The following is a 19,624-nucleotide window of genomic DNA, read 5'->3' as shown; positions in this document are numbered from 1 at the left end:
TAATGATAGGAGGGAAGATGCAGGACTATCTTTTGGAGTCATTGAAGCTCCAGCGTATTGATTTTTTTATCAAGCTTGTAGCGGCTAGTGAGTGCAGCGACGAAGAAAAGCGGCTGGCTATCCAGTGGGTGTCCGAACTGACAGACGAGTTGATGGCGAAAATTCGCAGCCATGAATACAGCCGGTCAATGGACGTTACCAGTTAAAGGGAATCTGTATGCGCATTGAAATAATGATCGATAAAGAGCAGAAGATTAGCCAGGCCACACTGGAAGCCCTTGAATCCGAGCTTTACCGTAATTTGCGCCCTCTGTATCCCAAAACAGCAATTCGTATCCGCAAGGGCAGCGCCAATGGTGTTGAACTGAGCGGGTTAAAACTGGATGAAGACAAAAATCGAGTGATGGAAATTATGCAGCAGGTCTGGGAGGACGATAGCTGGCTGCATTAAGAAACATTGCAGGCGTCAGAACTTGATTCTGACGCCTGCTAGGTTGAACAACGAATAAGGCGAGGCGTTAGGTGAAGGAACTCCTTATAAGCCATCTATGAATGAAGGGTGACTTTTTTTAACGTATCAAAAACGATTTTCGTAAACTCATTTTCATTTCTGACATCAATATAAGCAAGGCCGCTATTGGTGATCTTGAGCTTACCGGAATACTCTAATGAATTAACAGAGCAAACCAGCCTGTCAATTCGTATTTTTTTACCCTCTAATTCCTCTTTATAATATTTTCTAAGGTCACTGTTGCCAATTATTTGCATTTTAGCCGTGGCGTAATCAGAGACTCTAACCCTTGAAATATCAAGCTGTGTTAAATTTATATTTACACTTGAAGATATTTCATTAAGCCAGTCTATAGGGTTTATGTCAATTTCTTCCAAACTGACACCTAAGCCAAGATTTTTTACCAAAGCCTGCGAGAAAGGCTTTAAAGTTCTGGGGGGGTTAGTAATCTGCATTACAGGAAGAGAGTCTAAAGCCACACTGAAATTTGTAGTGCGATATTCGATTCTTTCAACGGTAGTTTCACTTCCGTCAAAGCTTGATATTTTATCGTGATAAACAATACGCTCAACAAAACGCCCATTTGCAAAGTCATGGCGTATTTTATCAAAAATGAATCCTTTCCCTTTATCCTCTGTAAAAGAATCAAGGGAAAGACGTCTAACGGCTGTTTCAAACTCAAGCCGTATGTTTAACTTAAGCCATTTAACCTTTTTCATCTTCGTTCACCTCTGATCCTATTATTATATTATAGGCATTTTCAGCGGCGGACTCAATTAATTCACTAATATGTTTTTTCTCTTGTGCCGTTGCCGCGCGAATAGTTACATTGAAACCATCTTCTTTTTGATTGTTTATCCCTTTAATTTGATAGGCAAAGTCACAGCATTTCTCTGAGTCTTTGAAAAATGCTTCGACGTTGATTCTATCTCCAATTCCACTTGTCGGTTTTGAAGACCATGCAATACGCCCGATATAATAACCCTTCTCATGTAATTGAGAAAATATAGCTGAACTATTTACCCCTTCACCATTCAGGACTGCTCTCTTAACAAATCCGGTATCAATAGTTTCTTCCTTGTCTTCATCTTCACTAGCATCAGTACTGCGATTTAATTCGACTTTTGTTACGTCATCAGTCTCATAACCACGTAGGCCATTCATTAATTCTTGAAAGAACTGGCTTCGCAATGTAGGATCAGTTATTGCTAGTAATGATATTTCGAAGCGTTCGATAGGCTCGGATTTGATTTTAGATAGCTCGTTTTGCAAGCTCTCAATAACTTTTTTTGCCTCGGGGTTTTGAGGCATACGTACTTCAACTTTGTCAGTTCCAGGGCGAAGTTCTATTATAACATTCCGCTTGTCGATCTGGCGTAATGCAGTTTTAGACAGGTCTATTTCTTCATATTTGTATTCTACTGTAAGCGAACCATCCTTTTTAGCTACAATATTCAGGCTTTGACCTTTACTAGGGGAGCATGTTTTTTTCAGTGCTTCAGCAGCACTTTTTAACTCAGCCTGATTTGTTGAGGTTTGGAAACTTACACTAGTAGTACTTTCTCTTGGGTCATATGTTTTGACCAGTTTTTTTATGTGTTCTAATTCATTGAAGCCGTGAGGAAGTTTAGATATTTCCTCAATTAGTATTTCCTTGTCGAGTTCTGGTGATAAAAACACACCTCTATTCAACAATAATTCATGTAACTTTGCAGCGGTTATCCTTTTATGATGCAATGCATCATAAATATTTTTGTCAGTTGCGAAGTATAGTTTTTTAGCCATTATCGTTGCTCCATGCCGATTTGTTCAAGATTATATTCAACAACAATTTTGTCCGTTTTGTCGAAGTCAATTTTAAGAAAAAGTCTTTCATCCTCGCCTAAGAGCCAGTCTGTACTGTATTTCTTTTTCGCTCTTTCAAAGTGATGAATAGCATTTTCATTTGGATGAATGTGACAATGGCGTAATACGATTGGTTTACCTTCGGTTAGTATTTGATAAGTTGATAACATATCAAAGAAGTAAACAAATTCGTCTACTGAATCCCCCGGTTGATTGTAATAAACAACATATCCCTCAGGTTTTTTATCTCTGAGCCAACTAAAAGCCTCATGTTTTATTATAATATATGGTGATGTTAATAATTCAATTGTTGCAGGTGTTGTCTGATTAATAGGGTGTTTTATTCTTGTTAGGGAAAGATCTGGATAATAATATGTGAACTTATCAGGCTGGGGAAGTTTGCCTGAACCAATTAATTTGGTTATGTCAGAAGATATGTTTATCAAATCTGATATTTTATAAGGGTCAAGTAAATGTAGTTTGATGTTTGGAGGGCAATTTATAGATGAGTGATCTAATTTTTTTGTGATGTTCTCATAGAAGTCCTTATCATATAAATTATCATGGTTATATAAGAATAACAACCCTCTGACGTTATAACCTAAAGAATCATCATGAACATATTTCAATCGCCATTCTTCACTCACATTTGCACACTCGGTAGCTAAAGCAAGCGATGTTAAAGCTCCCTCGACTATTTTTTTCCCAATAGTACCTTCTGCATAACTTTTGAGGTCTGTGTTGAGATAGACCATTTCCTCCTCATATGGATCAATGTAGAAAAATACAACATCGCTTGGATGCGTTTTCTTGGAATGAGCCTCTTGGCAACAGTCCCAGTTCATGTCCGCTCTAGCGGCACGATCCCATTTGAACACTGAGAAAATATCATCAGAAATCTTACCCGCGACTCGTTGTATAGCCGAAGTCTCTCCACCCATTTCAATCTCGCTCCTTTACAATTGCTGTGGCAATCTACCTGAAAATCCATCTGACTTGATGAGTAATCTAACCATATGGTTCGTATGCGTTTGTTGCATGACTATAGCGCATGAAAATGAATGATCGCAAAAGGATCGTTTTTGCTCAGGCCCGCCAGTTCTGGCGGGCTTTTGCTTATGCCATGCAGGTGCATGAAAACCACTACACAAAGCGGGCAGGCGTGGCGGGGATACGAGCGCGCGGTTTTGGGGTTAATCGTGGTTTTGGCGCCTCAATGTTGGGCGGGCATGGTCATTTTTTGGGGCTGGTCGTGCGCGCCTGCGTCGTGGTGAGGCGCTGCGTTTCGTCGTGAGATGCCAGGTGGCGAAAGCTCAGGACCGCTCAGCGAGGCGCTGAGGCGCTCTGATGGTGAGGCAGGGCATAAGGGAATAAAAAAACCGCCCGGGGAAGGGCGGTTGATATCAAAGGCTGGCCAGGTGGGCGTCAGTCTTCATCGGTCAGGTAGGGGTCAAAGCGTATCACCTCATCACCCAGCCACTCGTTAACTTCTTTGATGCGGCCCTGCAGGGGGGTAAGTTCGTTGCGAACGAAAACGCGCGCCGCTTTTTCCACATCGCCAAACCCGCCGGTATTCGTTGGAATAATCCCCATCAGCTGCGGCGGCACGCGGTGAGCTGCCAGCATGTCATCACGGCTCACATTCTTGATGTTAAGAAACTCATCTTTCGCTGCGACTTCTGACAGCGGGATGATCTGAATGCCGTCTTTCTTGCCGTTCGGGCTGTACATAAACAGGTTGCGGAAGTTGCCTGGCCCTTTCGATTTTTTCAGCGCTTCGCGTATGTTGTCCACGTCTTTCTGATCGGCGGCGGGGTCGCTCATGTACATGATAAAACCAGCATGGCTACCGTTTAGGTAATACTTACGGCGAAACAGCGTGGCCGATTCATTCAGCAGGGCGGAGGGAATGGCGGAGAGGTATTCCGGCATCCCGTAAAGCTCCTGGTTAACGTCGGGTTCCATCAGGTGAAACACGCCTCCCTCATCGAACTGATAGGGCTGCGAGTTGTAGCCATACTGTGCAAACCAGTAGGTGTCCGGGTCAATGCCACGACGGGTATATTTGGCAAGCGAGGCGCGCAGCTCCATGATCTGCCCTAACCGGTTCATGCGTTTTTCAAGGTAGGCATTACCGAATACCAGAAAGTCCTGGGCGAACCGGGAAAAGGCTTGTTTAGACAGCCAGCGGTGAGGGATGAAGGTACTGGTAAGAATATTGCGTTTTACCTGAATAGCGCTGGAGTGATGCACGGCGGCGCGGTAAGTTCGCGCCAGGCCATCCATGCTGATCGGTGGTTCGTACCAGCGGTCTACCTGCACGCACTCCAGGTAATCAAATAACTCCCGGCGGTCCATCACGGGGATCGGATCGCCAAACGTAAACGCCTCCGCATGTGCATTACTGACCATGTTGGCCGTATCGGTGGCGGTCTGGCCGCTCGATGCCTTGCTGCGGTTTTTGCGGTTAGCCATTAAAAAATCTCCACGATGTTGCTGGTACTGGCGGAAGCTCCTGCCAGTGGTTCGTTATAAAGTGCGTGCATGGTTGCCCAGGCTAAATCCGCGTGGCTGGCTTCCTCTGTGCGGGCTGCTTCGTAGGTTGGCCGGTTGCCGCTGGCGGTGGTTGAACGGCGAATGGACATAAAGGACTGCGCTATATCCAGCATCCCCGCGTCAAACTCCAGACGGCGCCCGCTGATGATGTCGTAGGCTTTAAGCACCAGGGCATTTTTTACGGTCGGGTTGTAGACAAACTCACGCGCGGCAGGGAAAAACTGCTTAACCGTTTTGTAAACGCCATCGCCAACGCCGGTCGAGTCAATGCCGATGTAGGTCACGTTGTAGCGTCTGGTGATTTCCTCAATCGCTGAAGCCTGGGCGCGAAAGTCCATCCCGCGCCACTGGTGACGCTCAAGGATGCGGAATTTACCGCCGGGGACGACGGGAGGCGCAATGACAACGCAACCGGCGCTGTCACCGTTCTGCGTTCCTTTTGCCGGGTCATAGCCGATCCAGACCGGGTGGTATGCAAACGGCCGCAGTAAAAGCGGTTCGAAATCGTCCCACACGTCCCAGCTGTCAACCATGCAGGACTGCAGCAACGCCAGCGGGAACACGGACGCCAGGTCGTCAACAAACTGACACATCAGCAGGTTGTTGTATTCGTCCGGGCTGTACTCCAGGCGCAGCTGGTCCAGGTCGAAAAGGTTACACCCGCCGTTTACGGCATCTTCAATGGTGACTATCTGGCGGTACTGGCCGTCAGGACATAAAACGCCGTGCGCCAGGCTACTGTGAGAAAGGTCAAATTCTACCCTGTCGGCTTTCGGGCGCCCTTTATTGAACAGGGCACCAGACCAGAACGGGTAGGCGCTGTGCGTCAGGCTGGAAGGTGTTGAAAAATAGGTCTGACGCCATTTTTTGTGCAGCGCCATACCGGAGGCCACCTTGCGCAGTTCCTGGAATTTCGGTATCCAGAAATACTCATCAAGATACAGATTGCCGTGATAGCTCTGCGCGGTACGAGCATTTGTACCGAGGAAGTAAAGACACGCGCCGTTAGGCAGCACCATCGGATCGCCTTTCAGTTCAACGTCCACCTCTTTTGCGAAGTCGATGATGTACTGTTTAAAAACGTGCGCCTGCGCTTTACTTGCTGACAGAAAGATTTGATTTCGCCCCGTGGTGAGCGCGTCTATCAACGCTTCACGGGCGAAATAGTAGGTTGCACCGATCTGGCGTGACTTTAAGAGGTTGCGGATACGGTGCTTGATGCCAGCGTCCCACCAGTGGCGCTGGTACTCGAACATACCGGCGCGGAAAATCTCTTCCAGCTTTTCGATCTGCTCGTCGGTAAACAGGTTTTTTTCCGGCGGCTTGCGCGGACCTTTATTGCGGTTCGCCACGTTCGGATTCAGGTCTGCTTCATTCCCGCCATTGTTAAATTTGCCGATTCTGGCCTGTCGTTCGGACTGACGCGCCAGCAGGTCAATTTCTTTAAAATCCTTTCCTTCCTTCTGCTCCTTCATGACGAGCTGGCAGTAACGTGCGGCGGTGGTGAGCTGCATCTGATCCAGTGGGCCATATTCGCCCCACTTATCGCGTTTTTTCCAACTGTGAACGGTTGCAACTTTCTCGCCCAGCATTTCAGCAATGCGGGCTACGCGGTATCCCTGAAAGTACATCAGCATTGCCTGACGACGGGGATCGAGGTCTGCGGGGGTCAGTGTTGTCATGGCACAAACATACGGCCTCAAATCAGCACTTTCCCCGGCTTCGCATTGTGTGGGAGTTCGCACAAGCCCAACGCGTTGTTTACACGCGCCCATCACCGCAAACATAAGGCTCTGAACGTGTTACGAACTAACTAACCGGAGCCGGACCGATGGCAAAAAAATCTAGGCGTTTTCGTATTGGGGTCGAAGGGGCCACTACTGACGGGCGCGTTATTGAGCGTGAATGGCTCACCCAGATGGCGGCGAGCTATAACCCGCAGGTATACACCGCGCTGATCAATATGGAACACATCAAGGGCTACACCCCAGATGGGCCTTTCCGTCGTTTTGGCATGGTGGAAAAGCTGGAAGCGGAAGAAATCACCGAAGGGGCATTATCCGGGAAAATGGCGCTGTATGGCTGGATTGCCCCAACTGACGATCTGGTCTCGATGACCAGCAACTGGCAGAAGCTTTTCACCTCAATGGAAGTTAACACCAGCTTTGCCGATACCGGCTCCGCTTATCTGGTTGGCCTGGCGATTACTGACGATCCGGCAAGCCTCGGCACTGAAATGCTGCAGTTCAGTGCCAGCGCAGAACATAACCCACTGGCGCGCCGCAAGCTGGACAAAGACAACCTGTTTACCGCTGCTGTTGAAACGCTGATCGAGTTTGAGGACGTGCCGGAAAAAACCAGCCTGTTTACCCGCGTGAAAGAGCTGCTGTCCCGCAAAGGCGCCGATGATAACGTCCGCTTTGCTGATGTGAATCAGGCTGTTGAAACCATCGCGCGTGAGCATCAGACGCTGGCGGAGCAGGTCAGCACCCATCAGACCGATTTCAGTAACAAGCTGAGCGATATGCAAAAGGTTGTTGATGAGACAACCAGCGCACTCTCCACCCTGCGTGAGCAGCTTTCCACTCAGGACAGCCGCAGCGAACGCCGCCCTAATGCGACCGGCAATAACGGCGCAGAACAAACCACCGATTGCTGACGGAGCAAAAGCACAATGAAAAAAGAGACACGTTTTAAATTCAACGGCTATCTGACGCAGCTCGCCAAACTCAACGGCGTATCTGTGAGCGATATCGCCTCGAAATATACGGCTGAGCCGTCAGTGGCGCAGACGCTGGAAACGAAAATCCAGGAGTCTTCCTCGTTCCTGCAGAAAATCAACATTATCCCGGTTGATGAGCAGTCCGGCGAGCGTCTGGGGCTGGGTATTGGTTCCAGTATTGCCGGAAATACTGATACCACCCAGAAAGACCGTGAACCCGTTGATCCGACTTACATCGACGGTGAAGGGTACAAGTGTACCCAGACCAACTCTGATACGGCGCTGCCCTATGCGAAGCTGGATTTATGGGCCAAATTCCAGGACTTCCAGACGCGCATCCGTGACGCCATCATTACCCGCCAGGCTCTTGACCGCATCATGATCGGCTTCAACGGCGTGAAGCGTGAAAAAACGTCAGACCGCGCGACCTATCCACTGCTGCAGGATGTGAATATCGGCTGGCTGGAAAAAATCCGCCAGGAGAAACCCGTTCAGGTGATGGATAAGATCGTGTCCGAAGGCGAGGTTATTTCTCAGACTATCCGTGTCGGTAAAGGCGGTGATTTCCTGAATCTGGACGCGCTGGTTATGGGCGCCGTGAATGAGAAAATCGCGCCGTGGTATCAGGAAGATACGGAGCTTGTGGTTATCGTCGGGCGCCAGTTGCTGGCGGATAAATATTTCCCGATCGTCAACCGTGACCAGCCAAACAGCGAAACGCTGGCGGCCGATCTTATCGTCAGCCAGAAGCGTATCGGCAACCTCCCGGCCGTTCGTGCGCCGTTCTTCCCGGCGAATGCCATGCTGATCACCCGCCTGGATAACTTGTCTATTTACTGGCAATCAGGCTCCCGCCGCCGTTCGGTCATCGACAATCCGAAGCGTGACCGCGTGGAGAACTTCGAGTCCGTTAACGAGGCGTATGTTGTCGAAGATTACGACGGCGTTTGCCTGGTTGAGAACATCGAACTGTTGCCCGTGCAGGCAGGTGGCAATGCCAGCCCAGCGCTGACAACTGAAACCATCCAGGAAATCGTCACGGCAGCGGTGAAAGGCGCGCTTGATGCGCAGGCAGCTGGCGGTGCTGGCGCCGGAGCGTGATAAATGAATCCGTTCCGTGCTCACACTCAGTATGTACAGGCACAGGATGCCGCCCGGCAGGGCGGCAGTAATGCCAGCCTGACGGGCTACAACCAGATGCTGTTACAGCTGACAGAACACCGCAGGCGCCTTAAAACCGTCCAGTCAAATGAGCGCAAGGCTCAGCTCAAACGTGAGTTTCTTCCCGCTTATGCCTCATGGATTGCCGGTTTACTGGATGCTGACGCGTCAGGTCAGGACGACGTGGCGATGTACGTCATGATCTGGCGCATTGATGCCGGAGACTATACCGGCGCGCTGGACATTGCCCGCCATGCCATTAAACACGGCTGGGTCCTGCCGCAGCGATTCAACCGGACCTGCGGGACTGCTGTTGCGGAAGAGTTTGCCGACGCGGCAATGCGCGCTTTTTCTGCCGGTGAATCATTCAGTGCCGCCATTCTTACCCAGGTGCTCGATATCGTTGAAGGTCAGGATATGCCGGATCAGTCCCGCGCCCGACTTCATAAGGCGATGGGCTACGCGCTGCGGGATAACGATCAGGCAGTGGCGGCACTTAACCATCTGAAGCGTGCCCTGCAGCTGGATAACAGTTCTGGCGTCAAAACCGAAATCAACAAGCTTGAAAGCCGATTGCGACAGGCAATGTCGGCTTAACGAATCGTGCCAACGCGCGGGGCGGCACGGGGTGGCGACAGGCTTTATGCCGCGTCAAAACCCCGTCCACCGCCCAACTATTTGGGAGTGCCAGAAATATGCAATTCGTTTCGCCGGAACAGGCCGGGGAAAGTACCCAGGACGTTATTAAGAACACCAGTTTCTGGCCTGATGTCAGGGTTTCAGAGTTCCGCCGTGATATGCGCATGGATGGGAGTGTCACCGATCCGCGCCTGCGTCTGGCGTTGCTGACAGCGATTGCTGAAGTTAACGCCGATCTTTATGAGTTCCGCGAGAAACAACGGGCGCAGGGGTATGCGAGCCTGGCCGACGTCCCTGCGGATGTGATCGACGACGAAAGCCAGCGGCTCATGCTGTATCGCCGTGCGGTGTTTTGCTGGGCAAAAGCAAACCTGGTTGAGCGCTATCGCGATTTTGACGCAACCGGCGACGGAAGCAAGAAAGCTGAAGATATCGAAACAACCTTAGGCGAGCTGTGGCGCGATGTGCGCTGGGCGGAGTCCCGCCTGCGCGATATGCCGCATATGACGGTGGAGCTGATTTGATGAAAGTGCGTGCGCATCAGTATGACACGGTGGACGCACTCTGCTGGCGCCATTACGGGCGCACGCAGGGAGTCACTGAACAGGTGCTGCAGGCGAATCCGGGGCTGGCTGAATATGGCCCATTTTTACCGCACGGGCTGCAGGTGGAGCTGCCGGACATTACGGCGTCAACCACTGCGCAGACTGTCCAGTTATGGGACTGAACTATGACGCTTGAACGAATCAGCGCCTTTATCACTTACTGCGTTGCCCTGCTTCTGGCATGGCTCGGCGATTTGTCTCTTAAAGATGTGTCGACCATCACCGGTCTTGCGCTGGGGATTATTACTGCAGCGGTGACCTGTTATTTACGCTGGAAAGCCTACCAGCTGCTGCGGGACGGCAGAATATCCAGGGGGGAATATGAGTCCTTCAATCGTTAAGCGTTGCCTGGTCGGCGCGGTGCTGGCGATTGCCGCCACGCTGCCGGGTTTTCAGTCGCTTCATACCTCCGTCGAGGGGCTGAAACTGATTGCTGATTTCGAAGGGTGTCGCCTCCAGCCATACCAGTGCAGCGCCGGGGTCTGGACTGACGGGATCGGCAATACGTCCGGGGTAGTGCCGGGCAAAACCATAACGGAGCGACAGGCCGCGCAGGGGCTGATTAATAACGTATTGCTGACGGAAAAAAGGATTGAAGCCTGCCTGCAGGTTAAGCCACCTCAGCATGTTTACGATGCCCTGATCAGTATCGGTTTTAATGTCGGAACGGGGGCAATCTGCCGGTCAACAATGGTTTCTTACATCAATCGCCAGCAGTGGTGGCAGGCGTGCAACCAGCTCCCCCGCTGGGTTTATGTAAATGGTCAACGGAATAAAGGGCTGGAAAACAGGCGCGCCCGTGAGCTTGCCTGGTGCCTTAAAGGGGCAGGGGCATGACGCGCGCGCTGGCGGTGATCCTGGCTCTGGTACTGGCACTGCTGGGCTGGCAGTCATGGCGGCTTAACAATGCCGGTCACACCATCGGGACGCAGGCTGAGGCGCTTAAAAAGAACAAGCAGGAGCTGGCGAAGAAAAACAGCCAGCTCATCAGCCTGTCCATTCTTACCGAAACCAACAGCCGGGCGCAGATGCAACTTTATGCTGCAGCGGAGGAGACTTCCTCGCTGTTGCGGAGTCGCCAGCGCCGGATCGAGGAGCTAAAACGTGAAAACGAGGATTTACGCCGCTGGGCTGACACTCCTTTGCCTGCTGACATTATCCGGCTGCGGGAGCGCCCGGCCCTCGCCGGAGGCGCACCATACCGTGAGTGGTTGTCCAAAAGTGACGCAATGCCGCCTGGACAGGTCAGCGCCGCGCAGTAATGGGGATTTGAACCAGGTGCTGGATGAGACTGAGGCCGCCTGGGCAGTATGTGCCGACAAAGTGGACACGATCATAGCGTGTCAGGAGCGAGACAGTGAACAAGCCGCAGTCCTTACGCAACGCCCTGAATAAATCGGTGGCGTATGTCCGTGACAACCCGGACAAACTGCACCTTTTTGTTGATAACGGTTCGCTGGTCGCAACCGGCGCCCGTTCAATGTCATGGGAATATCGCTACACCCTGAATGTGGTGATTGAAGACTTTAGCGGCAACCAGAATTTAGTGATGGCGCCCGTATTGCTCTGGTTAATGACCAATCAACCGGACGCTATCAACAACCCGGAGCTGCGCGAAAAACTTTTTACCTTTGACGTCGATATCCTGAGCAACGATCTGTGTGATGTCAGCCTCAATCTGCAGCTCACGGAGCGCGTGATTGTCAGCACAGACGGCACCATATCGAGCGTTGAAGCGGTGCCGGAACCCGACGTACCCGAAGAAATGTGGACGGTGAAACGTGGATGAACTGCAGAGGGTGGATGACTGGCTGACGGCGCTACTGGCGAATCTGGAGCCTGCCGCGCGCAGCCGTATGATGCGGCAACTGGCGCAACAGCTGCGCCGGACGCAGCAGCAGAACATCAGGCTGCAGCGTAATCCTGACGGTAGCGGCTATGAGCCGCGCCGGGTGACTGCCCGCAGCAAGAAGGGACGCATCAAACGCCAGATGTTTGCAAAGCTTCGCACCACAAAATACCTGAAAACCACCGCCAGTGCGGACTCCGCCAGCGTGCAGTTTGATGGCAAGGTGCAGCGCATTGCCCGTGTTCACCATTACGGCCTGCGGGATCGCGTCAGCCGAAAAGGCCCGGAGGTTCGCTACGCAGAGCGCCGCCTGCTGGGCGTGAATGAAGAAGTGGAAACCGTCACCCGTGACACCCTGTTGCGCTGGCTGGCGGGGTGATCTTTGTGCCACCGCTGGTACAAGCGCCAGCGCTGCCTCCCTTTTCCCTCTGATGGCAACCTTTCGTTATGAATGCACAACTGACCGAAATTATGCGCCTTATCACCAATCTGATCCGCACCGGCACTGTGACCGAAGTGGACCGGAAAAAGTGGCTGTGTCGGGTGAAAGTGGGCGAGCTTGAAACTAACTGGATTAACTGGCTGACGCTGCGCGCCGGTGGTGCACGTACATGGTGGTGTCCGTCGCCGGATGAGCAGGTGGTGGTGCTGAGTATGGGCGGCAATCTGGAAACCGCTTTTGTGCTGCCCGCCATCTACTCCAATCAGTTTCCGCCACCGTCGGATTCCGTGGACGGCTGCGTGACGGAGTACCCGGACGGGGGATGGTTTGAGTATGAACCCGCCACCGGACGGTGGCATGTCAGGGGCATCAAATCCATGGTGATCGAGGCAGCAGACAGCGTCACTTACAAAACCGGTGAGTTTGTGGTGGAGGCTGACACCACGCGTATTAACAGCGAGGTGGTAATCAATGGCGGCGTAACCCAGGGCGGCGGCGCGATGAGTTCTAACGGGATCGTAGTTGATGACCATGAGCATACTGGTGTTCTGAAAGGCGGTTCTAACACGGGAGGTCCGGTATGACGTTGTATATCGGTATGAGCAGGAATGACGGGCAGGCCATTGCAGATACAGACCATCTGCGCCAGTCGGTGCGGGATATTCTGCTGACGCCGCAGGGCAGCCGTCTTGCCCGCCGGGAATATGGCTCCCTGCTGTCTGCCCTGATTGACCAGCCACAGAATCCGGCGCTGCGCCTGCAGATTATGTCTGCGGTCTATGTGGCGTTGAACCGCTGGGAACCGCGCCTTACGCTGGACTCCATCACCATCAACGGCAATTTTGACGGCTCTATGGTGGTTGAACTTACCGGACACGGCAATAACGGCGCACCGGTTTCCCTTTCCGTATCAACAGGAGCAGACAATGGCAGTCATTGACCTTTCCCGGCTACCGCCGCCGCAGATTGTGGACGTGCCGGACTTTGAGGCATTGCTGGCAGAACGCAAGGCCGCCTTTGTGGCACTCCATCCGGCTGATGAACAGGAAGCCGTTATGCGCACGTTAGCGCTGGAGTCAGAACCCGTCACCAAACTGCTGCAGGAAAATACTTACCGTGAAATCCTGCTGCGCCAGCGTATTAATGAGGCTGCGCAGGCGGTCATGGTGGCCTATTCCATGGGAAATGACCTTGAGCAACTGGCAGGTAACTGCAACGTGAAGCGCCTGACGGTAGTCCCTGCAGATAATGACGCGGTGCCGCCGGTCGCCGCAGTGATGGAAAGTGATGAAGCATTACGCCAGCGCATTCCTGCAGCATTTGAGGGGCTGTCCGTTGCAGGGCCGACGGGAGCCTATGAGTTCCACGCCAGAAGCGCCGACGGGCGGGTGGCTGATGCCAGCGCAACCAGTCCGGCACCGGCAGAGGTGGTGCTTACCGTACTGAGCCGCGAGGGTGACGGTACGGCAGGGGCTGACCTGCTGGCAGTGGTTGAGCAGGCGCTTAACAGTGAAAAGGTTCGCCCGGTGGCAGACCGCCTGACGGTGCGCAGCGCTGAAATTATTCCGTACAGCGTGGACGCAACGATCTTCCTTTATCCGGGGCCGGAGGCTGAGCCGGTGATGGCAGAAGCAAAAGCCAGTCTGCAGAAATACATCGCCAGTCAGACGCGGCTGGGACGTGATATCCGCCGCAGCGCCATTTATGCCGCGTTGCATGTGGAGGGCGTCCAGCGTGTGGAGCTGACATCCCCGCTGGGTGATGTGGTGCTGGATAAGACGCAGGCGGCATCCTGTACTGAATGGAGCGTCACCAACGGGGGCACAGATGAATAGCCTGTTGCCGCCGGGTTCGTCGCCGCTTGAGCGCCGACTGGCGCAGACCTGCAGCGGGATTTCCGATCTGCAGATATCACTGCGGGATTTGTGGAACCCGGCAACCTGCACGATCAGATTCCTGCCTTATCTGGCCTGGGCGTTTTCTGTTGACCGCTGGGATGAGGGCTGGACAGAAAGCGTCAAGCGCCGCGTTGTGCAGGACGCGTTTTATATCCATCAGCACAAGGGAACAACCAGCGCCGTGCGGCGTGTGGTGGAGCCGTTTGGCTTCCTGATCCGCATCATTGAGTGGTGGCAGACCGGCGAAACACCGGGGACGTTCCGTCTGGATATTGGCGTGCAGGACCAGGGCATAACAGAAGAAACCTATCTGGAGCTGGAGCGCCTGATCGGTGATGCCAAACCATGCAGCCGTCATCTGGTTGGTATGTCCATCAACCTGCAGACAGGTGGCCCGTATTTTGTGGGGGCAGCCACCTACACCGGCGAAGAAATCACGATCTACCCGTATATCAACGAAACCATTATTTCCGGCGGCACCGCTTATGAGGGCGGCGCGGTCCATGTTATTGACACGATGAGAGTGAACCCATGAGCGCAAAATTTTACACCCTGCTGACGGATATCGGCGCGGCGAAACTGGCAAGCGCCGCCGCGCTCGGTGTCCCGTTGAAAATTACCCATATGGCGGTGGGTAGCGGTGGCGGTGTGCTGCCCACACCCAACGCGCAACAGACCGCGTTAGTTGCTGAGGAGCGCCGCGCAGCGCTGAATATGCTGTATATCGACCCTCAGAACAGCAGCCAGATTATTGCTGAGCAGGTGATCCCCGAAAACGAGGGCGGGTGGTGGATTCGTGAAGTCGGCCTGTTTGATGAAACCGGCGCGCTGATTGCTGTGGGTAATTGCCCGGAGAGCTACAAGCCGAAGCTGGCGGAGGGCAGCGGACGCACGCAGACCGTGCGCATGGTACTGATTACCAGCAGCACTGATAACATCACCCTGAAAATTGACCCTGCTGTGGTTCTGGCAACCCGCAAATATGTGGATGATAAGGCGCTGGAGCTTAAGGTGTACGTGGATGACCTGATGGCAAAGCATCTTGCTGCTGTTGATCCTCATTCGCAGTATGCACCAAAAGACAGTCCGACACTCACCGGCACGCCAAAAGCGCCGACGGCGGCGGCAGGCAATAATTCCGTGCAGATTGCAAACACGGCCTTTGTGCAGGCTGCTATTCTTGCCCTGATTGGTGGCGCACCGGCAACGCTGGATACGCTGAAAGAAATTGCAGCAGCTATCAATAATGATCCGAATTTCAGTACCACCATTAATAATGCACTGGCACTGAAAGCACCGCTGGCAAGTCCGGCACTGACCGGAGCGCCAACGGCTCCCACTGCTGTTCAGTCAACGAATAATACGCAGATTGCCACTACCGCGTTTGTGAAATCTGCTGTTGCGGGGCTGGTTGGTTCGTCGCCGGAGGCGCTGGACACACTGAATGAACTGGCGGCTGCGCTGGGGAATGATCCTAATTTTGCGACAACTGTGATGAACGCGCTGGCGGGTAAACAGCCACTTGATGCCACGCTGACGAATCTCAGCGGGAAAAGCATTTCAGGGCTTCTCGAATACCTTGGTCTGGGAAAGACCGACTCTCCAGAGTTTGGTGGACTGAAGGCACCCTCTATAACTTTACGGGATGGAAAGATAAGCCTCATCTCTTCTACAGATGGTACGACATTAGTCTTTACCGTGAGTGGGGAGCCTGTTGCAGAAATAAAAGCGGGTAGCTTCTTTCATAAAAAAATTATCTCTGCAGGTGAGGTTCTTCAGTCACCAAAATACATCTTCAGGGATGGGGATATTATTTTCTACTCAGGTCCAAATAATCTTGTCATGCAGGTTGACGGTAAAGATGTTGCGACGCTAACGCCAGAAAATTTTTATCATGTCAAACAGGTCGCTGCCGCTGAATCCTTGAGTGCACCAAAAGTGATTCTCAGGCCTGGCGATGTGAACCTCATTTCCGGGAAAAACAACCTGGTTACTCAGGTTGGCGGTAACGATGTTGCAACGCTGACGTCAGATAGTTTTTATCACGTTAAACAGGTAGCCGCGGCTGAATCACTTAAGGCACCAAAGGTCGTATTGCGTGATGGCGATGTGAATCTAATTGGCGGCGCTAACAACCTGGTTATTCAGGTTGGTGGCAACGATATTGCCTCGCTGACGCCGGGGAATAATTTCTTTAAAGGAAAGCTCACAGCTGAAACCAGTCTCCAGGTTGGTAGCACCTGCATTCTGGCTACTGACGGTAATTTAACAGGAAGTAAATGGGGCGGCTGGCTGGATGCATTCATGAAAGACGGCATGTCTACTGACGGGAATGGGTTGTGGTGGGATGCTTTTTCATCTCAGCTCCAGTTCCGTGTTGGAGACTGGAACATACCTGATGCTGCAGGAGGAGCAGGCACTAGCGTGACTTTCCCCAAAGCGTTTAAAAATGGGTGCCTTATGGTTATTCCCATCCCTGGCAATGGCGGCGCTTCACAGCAAATAGGAAGTCAGAGTTACTCAGCTTCTGGCGCGGTGCTTCAAAAAGGTGCGAGTGATAATAACCCTCGCTCCGGTAAATATCTGGCAATCGGGTACTGATATGAAATCACAACATTATTACAGCGCGTCATGGCGTGCTTTTTTTGAACGTCCTGATACTGAAGATAAGATTCCAGCCGAATGGCCGGTGGATGTTTTACCCGTTACTGATATGGATTATCAGCATTTGCAGGCGGGAGTTGAAACGGGGAAAATTATCATTCCCGATGATACCGGGCACCCGGTATTGTCGTGGCGATATTATTACAGCGCTTCACGCCAGGGTTTTTTCCCTGTAGATGACAAGCGTGAGTACGAATCTGGCGCGGGATGGCCTGAGGATGGAATTCCTGTTACTGACTCTGATTATAAGGCACTCTTTGATGCTCAGGGTAAAGGTAAAATCATTAAGCCTGATGACAATGGCTATCCTGTAGCGTCAGAACCTGTGATTGATTATGTTGCGACTGCCGAAGCTGAACGTACCCGCAGAATGTCAGCATTGACACTTCGCATCAATCGTCTTGTTGAGGCGCAGGATGATGGTGATATCACCGATTCTGAACTGGCTGAGCTCGCTGCACTCCGGGAATGCCGCACTAAACTGCGGCGCCTGGATTTAACTGCGGCGCCGGATATTAACTGGCCTGAACCTCCCGAAAATTAATCCCATCCCCCGCGCCTGCGGGGATTTTTTTGCCCCTTTCATTGTGCCATTTCCCATACATAGCCTGCCGCGTGCGCCGCGCGCATATCAACCAGAACATAGGCATACCCCTGTAAATCGGAGAGACTGCCTTATGGCTCAGGATTACCACCACGGGGTGCGCGTTGTTGAAGTCAACGAGGGCACCCGATCTATCACCACGGTGAGCACCGCTATCGTGGGCATGGTCTGCACCGGCGATGATGCTGATGCGTCCGTATTCCCTCTCAATAAGCCGGTTCTGCTGACGGATGTGCTGGAGGCCAGCGGTAAAGCAGGCGAGTCCGGCACGCTGGCCCGTTCACTGGATGCGATTGCCGACCAGTCAAAACCCGTGACGGTTGTTGTGCGCGTGGCGCAGGGCGAAACCGAAGCGGAAACCACCTCTAATATTATCGGCGGCGTGACCGCTGACGGTAAAAAGACGGGCATGAAAGCGCTGCTTTCGGCGCAGTCGCAGCTCGGTGTCAAGCCGCGCATTCTCGGTGTGCCGGGACACGACACGCAGGCGGTTGCCACTGAGCTGCTGAGCGTGGCGCAGAGTCTGCGCGGGTTTGCCTATCTGTCCGCCTACGGCTGCAAAACGGTGGAAGAAGCGATTGCCTACCGTGATAATTTCAGCCAGCGCGAGGGGATGCTGATCTGGCCTGACTTCATCAACTTTGACACCGTGCTAAAAGCCGATGCGACGGCTTACGCCTCTGCACGTGCGCTCGGTCTGCGCGCCAAAATCGACGAACAGACCGGCTGGCACAAAACCCTGTCCAACGTGGGTGTGAATGGCGTCACCGGCATTTCCGCTGATGTGTTCTGGGATCTGCAGGACCCGGCAACGGATGCGGGGCTGCTGAACCAGAACGACGTCACCACGCTGATCTGTAAAGACGGGTTCCGCTTCTGGGGTTCCCGCTGCCTAAGTGACGATCCCTTGTTTGCGTTTGAGAACTACACCCGCACGGCGCAGGTGCTGGCTGACACGATTGCAGAGGGGCATATGTGGGCGGTGGATAAGCCACTGAATCCGTCACTGGCCCGCGACATTATCGAAGGTATCCGCGCCAAATTACGCAGCCTGGTGAATCAGGGATACCTCATCGGGGCGGACTGCTGGCTGGATGAGTCAGTGAACGATAAAGACTCCCTGAAAGCCGGGAAACTCACCATCGACTACGACTACACACCTGTGCCGCCGCTTGAAAATCTGATGCTGCGCCAGCGCATCACCGATCGCTACCTGGTCGATTTTGCCAGCCGTGTCAGTGCATAAGGGGGATACATGGCATTACCACGCAAGTTAAAACACCTGAACCTGTTCAACGACGGGAACAACTGGCAGGGGATCGTTGAGTCCCTGACCCTGCCGAAATTCACCCGCAAGTTTGAGAAGTATCGCGGTGGCGGTATGCCGGGCGCGGTGGATGTGGATATGGGGCTGGATGACGGCGCACTGGACACGGAATTTTCAATCGGCGGCACCGAACTGTTGTTATTCAAGCAGATGGGCAAGGCAACCGTTGACGGCATCCAGCTGCGTTTCACTGGCTCTATTCAGCGTGACGATACCGGCGAAGTGCAGGCCATTGAGCTGGTTGTGCGCGGGCGTCATAAAGAAGTGGATTCCGGCGAGTGGAAAACCGGCGAGAGCAGCACCACCAAAGTCAGCAGCACCAACAGCTACGCGAAGCTGACCATTAACGGCGAGGTGCTCTATGAGGTTGATCTGGTCAACATGATTGAAATCGTTGACGGCGTGGACCTGATGGAAGCGCACCGTAACGCCCTTGGCCTCTGATTTAACTTAACGGCGCGGTGATCCGCGCCAGTATCTGATTAACAGGAAACGAACATGAGCGACAAGCTGACTGAAAAAACCGTACAACTGGATACGCCCATCATGCGCGGCAAAACCCAAATCACCGAAATTGTGCTGCGTAAGCCGCAGTCCGGTGCGCTGCGCGGCACCCGCCTGCAGGCCATTATGGATATGGACGTGGGGGCCATGATGACAGTGATCCCGCGTATTTCCACCCCGACGCTGACCGCACAGGAAATGGCTGAACTGGACCCCGCCGATCTCACCGCGCTGTCGGTCGAGGTGGTGACTTTTTTGTTGAAGAAGTCGGTGCTTGCCGGTTTACCGACAGCCTGA

The 19,624-nt window shown here is 52.8% G+C and carries 28 protein-coding genes; 23 read left to right on the top strand and 5 right to left on the bottom strand.

Annotated features, from left to right (window positions below):
* Window positions 1-17: 17 nt before the first annotated feature.
* Window positions 18-206 (top strand): hypothetical protein, encoded by a 189-nt coding sequence (locus WC1_RS06795; RefSeq protein ID WP_001154444.1) that lies wholly within the window; start codon window positions 18-20, stop codon window positions 204-206.
* Between the two features lie 11 nt (window positions 207-217).
* Window positions 218-451: a DinI family protein gene (locus tag WC1_RS06800; RefSeq protein WP_016150815.1), complete on the top strand. Its 234-nt coding sequence runs from the start codon at window positions 218-220 to the stop codon at window positions 449-451.
* 95 nt (window positions 452-546) lie between these two features.
* Here the strand turns inward: WC1_RS06800 and WC1_RS06805 are convergent, their stop codons facing one another.
* Genes WC1_RS06805 through WC1_RS06815 form a run of 3 tightly spaced genes read right to left on the bottom strand, consistent with a single transcriptional unit; the run spans window position 547 to window position 3,297 of the window.
* Complete coding sequence (locus tag WC1_RS06805; RefSeq protein WP_016150814.1) at window positions 547-1,230, bottom strand: hypothetical protein; 684 nt, start codon at window positions 1,228-1,230, stop codon at window positions 547-549.
* On the bottom strand, window positions 1,217-2,296 hold the full coding sequence (locus tag WC1_RS06810) for a hypothetical protein (protein ID WP_016150813.1): 1,080 nt from the start codon (window positions 2,294-2,296) through the stop codon (window positions 1,217-1,219). The genes WC1_RS06805 and WC1_RS06810 overlap by 14 nt, the downstream gene beginning before the upstream one ends.
* Window positions 2,296-3,297, bottom strand: a complete 1,002-nt coding sequence (locus WC1_RS06815; protein ID WP_016150812.1) for a PD-(D/E)XK nuclease domain-containing protein — start codon at window positions 3,295-3,297, stop codon at window positions 2,296-2,298. The genes WC1_RS06810 and WC1_RS06815 overlap by 1 nt, the downstream gene beginning before the upstream one ends.
* A 110-nt stretch (window positions 3,298-3,407) precedes the next feature.
* Here WC1_RS06815 and WC1_RS0122920 point away from each other — a divergent pair, with 110 nt between their 5' ends.
* Window positions 3,408-3,650, top strand: a complete 243-nt coding sequence (locus WC1_RS0122920) for a hypothetical protein (RefSeq protein ID WP_032948021.1) — start codon at window positions 3,408-3,410, stop codon at window positions 3,648-3,650.
* Window positions 3,651-3,781: 131 nt separating this feature from the next.
* Here WC1_RS0122920 and WC1_RS06820 read toward each other — a convergent pair whose 3' ends face one another.
* Both WC1_RS06820 and WC1_RS06825 read right to left on the bottom strand, forming a co-directional pair.
* Window positions 3,782-4,831 (bottom strand): phage portal protein, encoded by a 1,050-nt coding sequence (locus WC1_RS06820; protein ID WP_015386364.1) that lies wholly within the window; start codon window positions 4,829-4,831, stop codon window positions 3,782-3,784.
* Window positions 4,831-6,594 (bottom strand): terminase ATPase subunit family protein, encoded by a 1,764-nt coding sequence (locus WC1_RS06825; protein WP_017382378.1) that lies wholly within the window; start codon window positions 6,592-6,594, stop codon window positions 4,831-4,833. The genes WC1_RS06820 and WC1_RS06825 overlap by 1 nt, the downstream gene beginning before the upstream one ends.
* Window positions 6,595-6,743: 149 nt before the next feature.
* Between WC1_RS06825 and WC1_RS06830 the strand changes: the two genes are divergently transcribed.
* The 20 genes from WC1_RS06830 (at window position 6,744) to WC1_RS06910 (ending at window position 19,624) form a co-directional block, all read left to right on the top strand.
* Window positions 6,744-7,571, top strand: a complete 828-nt coding sequence (locus tag WC1_RS06830) for a GPO family capsid scaffolding protein (protein ID WP_016150810.1) — start codon at window positions 6,744-6,746, stop codon at window positions 7,569-7,571.
* 15 nt (window positions 7,572-7,586) lie between these two features.
* Complete coding sequence (locus WC1_RS06835) at window positions 7,587-8,735, top strand: phage major capsid protein, P2 family (protein ID WP_016150809.1); 1,149 nt, start codon at window positions 7,587-7,589, stop codon at window positions 8,733-8,735.
* Between the two features lie 3 nt (window positions 8,736-8,738).
* Window positions 8,739-9,392 carry a phage terminase small subunit gene (gpM, locus tag WC1_RS06840; RefSeq protein WP_006777754.1) on the top strand — a complete coding sequence of 218 codons (654 nt, stop codon included), beginning with the start codon at window positions 8,739-8,741 and terminating at the stop codon, window positions 9,390-9,392.
* A 98-nt stretch (window positions 9,393-9,490) separates the two neighbouring features.
* Window positions 9,491-9,958 (top strand): head completion/stabilization protein, encoded by a 468-nt coding sequence (locus tag WC1_RS06845; RefSeq protein ID WP_016150808.1) that lies wholly within the window; start codon window positions 9,491-9,493, stop codon window positions 9,956-9,958.
* Window positions 9,958-10,161, top strand: a complete 204-nt coding sequence (locus tag WC1_RS06850) for a tail protein X (protein WP_000868184.1) — start codon at window positions 9,958-9,960, stop codon at window positions 10,159-10,161. The genes WC1_RS06845 and WC1_RS06850 overlap by 1 nt, the downstream gene beginning before the upstream one ends.
* Before the next feature lie 3 nt (window positions 10,162-10,164).
* Entirely contained in the window at window positions 10,165-10,380 is a 216-nt protein-coding gene (locus WC1_RS06855) for a hypothetical protein (protein WP_014884902.1), read from the top strand.
* On the top strand, window positions 10,361-10,876 hold the full coding sequence (locus WC1_RS06860; protein WP_014884901.1) for a lysozyme: 516 nt from the start codon (window positions 10,361-10,363) through the stop codon (window positions 10,874-10,876). The genes WC1_RS06855 and WC1_RS06860 overlap by 20 nt, the downstream gene beginning before the upstream one ends.
* Window positions 10,873-11,301, top strand: a complete 429-nt coding sequence (gene lysB, locus WC1_RS06865) for an Rz-like lysis system protein LysB (RefSeq protein WP_016150807.1) — start codon at window positions 10,873-10,875, stop codon at window positions 11,299-11,301. The genes WC1_RS06860 and lysB overlap by 4 nt, the downstream gene beginning before the upstream one ends.
* On the top strand, window positions 11,186-11,434 hold the full coding sequence (gene lysC, locus WC1_RS25005) for an Rz1-like lysis system protein LysC (protein ID WP_231385735.1): 249 nt from the start codon (window positions 11,186-11,188) through the stop codon (window positions 11,432-11,434). Before lysB ends, lysC begins: the two co-directional genes overlap by 116 nt.
* Window positions 11,397-11,828, top strand: a complete 432-nt coding sequence (locus WC1_RS06870; protein WP_016150806.1) for a phage tail protein — start codon at window positions 11,397-11,399, stop codon at window positions 11,826-11,828. The genes lysC and WC1_RS06870 overlap by 38 nt, the downstream gene beginning before the upstream one ends.
* The gene (locus tag WC1_RS06875) at window positions 11,821-12,267 is read left to right on the top strand and encodes a phage virion morphogenesis protein (RefSeq protein WP_016150805.1); all 447 of its coding nucleotides are present in this window, start codon (window positions 11,821-11,823) and stop codon (window positions 12,265-12,267) included. Before WC1_RS06870 ends, WC1_RS06875 begins: the two co-directional genes overlap by 8 nt.
* Before the next feature lie 68 nt (window positions 12,268-12,335).
* Window positions 12,336-12,914 (top strand): phage baseplate assembly protein V, encoded by a 579-nt coding sequence (locus WC1_RS06880; RefSeq protein WP_016150804.1) that lies wholly within the window; start codon window positions 12,336-12,338, stop codon window positions 12,912-12,914.
* The gene (locus tag WC1_RS06885) at window positions 12,911-13,270 is read left to right on the top strand and encodes a GPW/gp25 family protein (RefSeq protein ID WP_016150803.1); all 360 of its coding nucleotides are present in this window, start codon (window positions 12,911-12,913) and stop codon (window positions 13,268-13,270) included. The genes WC1_RS06880 and WC1_RS06885 overlap by 4 nt, the downstream gene beginning before the upstream one ends.
* Window positions 13,257-14,165, top strand: coding sequence for a baseplate assembly protein (locus WC1_RS06890; RefSeq protein ID WP_016150802.1), 909 nt, complete (start codon window positions 13,257-13,259; stop codon window positions 14,163-14,165). The genes WC1_RS06885 and WC1_RS06890 overlap by 14 nt, the downstream gene beginning before the upstream one ends.
* Window positions 14,158-14,763 (top strand): phage tail protein I, encoded by a 606-nt coding sequence (locus WC1_RS06895; RefSeq protein WP_016150801.1) that lies wholly within the window; start codon window positions 14,158-14,160, stop codon window positions 14,761-14,763. Before WC1_RS06890 ends, WC1_RS06895 begins: the two co-directional genes overlap by 8 nt.
* The gene (locus WC1_RS25000) at window positions 14,760-16,829 is read left to right on the top strand and encodes a phage tail protein (RefSeq protein ID WP_016150800.1); all 2,070 of its coding nucleotides are present in this window, start codon (window positions 14,760-14,762) and stop codon (window positions 16,827-16,829) included. The genes WC1_RS06895 and WC1_RS25000 overlap by 4 nt, the downstream gene beginning before the upstream one ends.
* A 187-nt stretch (window positions 16,830-17,016) precedes the next feature.
* The gene (locus tag WC1_RS0122910; RefSeq protein ID WP_032948125.1) at window positions 17,017-17,436 is read left to right on the top strand and encodes a tail fiber assembly protein; all 420 of its coding nucleotides are present in this window, start codon (window positions 17,017-17,019) and stop codon (window positions 17,434-17,436) included.
* A gap of 133 nt (window positions 17,437-17,569) precedes the next feature.
* Window positions 17,570-18,742: a phage tail sheath protein gene (locus WC1_RS06900; RefSeq protein ID WP_016150798.1), complete on the top strand. Its 1,173-nt coding sequence runs from the start codon at window positions 17,570-17,572 to the stop codon at window positions 18,740-18,742.
* Between the two features lie 9 nt (window positions 18,743-18,751).
* Window positions 18,752-19,267, top strand: coding sequence for a phage major tail tube protein (locus WC1_RS06905; RefSeq protein ID WP_016150797.1), 516 nt, complete (start codon window positions 18,752-18,754; stop codon window positions 19,265-19,267).
* 54 nt (window positions 19,268-19,321) lie between these two features.
* Complete coding sequence (locus WC1_RS06910; RefSeq protein WP_001744189.1) at window positions 19,322-19,624, top strand: phage tail assembly protein; 303 nt, start codon at window positions 19,322-19,324, stop codon at window positions 19,622-19,624.

Source organism: Citrobacter sp. KTE30 (genome assembly GCF_000398825.1).
GTDB lineage: Bacteria > Pseudomonadota > Gammaproteobacteria > Enterobacterales > Enterobacteriaceae > Citrobacter > Citrobacter freundii.
This window is presented reverse-complemented; position numbering and strand designations above follow the sequence as displayed.

Coding starts and splice junctions, on each gene's coding strand:
- gpM (WP_006777754.1), top strand. CDS start 8,739: ATGAATCCGTTCCGTGCTCACACTCAGTATGTACAGGCACAGGATGCC.
- WC1_RS06820 (WP_015386364.1), bottom strand. CDS start 4,831: ATGGCTAACCGCAAAAACCGCAGCAAGGCATCGAGCGGCCAGACCGCC.
- WC1_RS06835 (WP_016150809.1), top strand. CDS start 7,587: ATGAAAAAAGAGACACGTTTTAAATTCAACGGCTATCTGACGCAGCTC.
- WC1_RS0122920 (WP_032948021.1), top strand. CDS start 3,408: ATGAAAATGAATGATCGCAAAAGGATCGTTTTTGCTCAGGCCCGCCAG.
- WC1_RS06895 (WP_016150801.1), top strand. CDS start 14,158: ATGAATAGCCTGTTGCCGCCGGGTTCGTCGCCGCTTGAGCGCCGACTG.
- WC1_RS06905 (WP_016150797.1), top strand. CDS start 18,752: ATGGCATTACCACGCAAGTTAAAACACCTGAACCTGTTCAACGACGGG.
- WC1_RS06900 (WP_016150798.1), top strand. CDS start 17,570: ATGGCTCAGGATTACCACCACGGGGTGCGCGTTGTTGAAGTCAACGAG.
- WC1_RS06815 (WP_016150812.1), bottom strand. CDS start 3,297: ATGGGTGGAGAGACTTCGGCTATACAACGAGTCGCGGGTAAGATTTCT.
- WC1_RS06825 (WP_017382378.1), bottom strand. CDS start 6,594: ATGACAACACTGACCCCCGCAGACCTCGATCCCCGTCGTCAGGCAATG.
- WC1_RS06850 (WP_000868184.1), top strand. CDS start 9,958: ATGAAAGTGCGTGCGCATCAGTATGACACGGTGGACGCACTCTGCTGG.
- WC1_RS06800 (WP_016150815.1), top strand. CDS start 218: ATGCGCATTGAAATAATGATCGATAAAGAGCAGAAGATTAGCCAGGCC.
- WC1_RS06910 (WP_001744189.1), top strand. CDS start 19,322: ATGAGCGACAAGCTGACTGAAAAAACCGTACAACTGGATACGCCCATC.
- WC1_RS06860 (WP_014884901.1), top strand. CDS start 10,361: ATGAGTCCTTCAATCGTTAAGCGTTGCCTGGTCGGCGCGGTGCTGGCG.
- WC1_RS06810 (WP_016150813.1), bottom strand. CDS start 2,296: ATGGCTAAAAAACTATACTTCGCAACTGACAAAAATATTTATGATGCA.
- WC1_RS06855 (WP_014884902.1), top strand. CDS start 10,165: ATGACGCTTGAACGAATCAGCGCCTTTATCACTTACTGCGTTGCCCTG.
- WC1_RS06805 (WP_016150814.1), bottom strand. CDS start 1,230: ATGAAAAAGGTTAAATGGCTTAAGTTAAACATACGGCTTGAGTTTGAA.
- lysB (WP_016150807.1), top strand. CDS start 10,873: ATGACGCGCGCGCTGGCGGTGATCCTGGCTCTGGTACTGGCACTGCTG.
- WC1_RS06885 (WP_016150803.1), top strand. CDS start 12,911: ATGACGTTGTATATCGGTATGAGCAGGAATGACGGGCAGGCCATTGCA.
- WC1_RS06795 (WP_001154444.1), top strand. CDS start 18: ATGCAGGACTATCTTTTGGAGTCATTGAAGCTCCAGCGTATTGATTTT.
- WC1_RS06845 (WP_016150808.1), top strand. CDS start 9,491: ATGCAATTCGTTTCGCCGGAACAGGCCGGGGAAAGTACCCAGGACGTT.
- WC1_RS06830 (WP_016150810.1), top strand. CDS start 6,744: ATGGCAAAAAAATCTAGGCGTTTTCGTATTGGGGTCGAAGGGGCCACT.
- WC1_RS25000 (WP_016150800.1), top strand. CDS start 14,760: ATGAGCGCAAAATTTTACACCCTGCTGACGGATATCGGCGCGGCGAAA.
- WC1_RS06880 (WP_016150804.1), top strand. CDS start 12,336: ATGAATGCACAACTGACCGAAATTATGCGCCTTATCACCAATCTGATC.
- WC1_RS06890 (WP_016150802.1), top strand. CDS start 13,257: ATGGCAGTCATTGACCTTTCCCGGCTACCGCCGCCGCAGATTGTGGAC.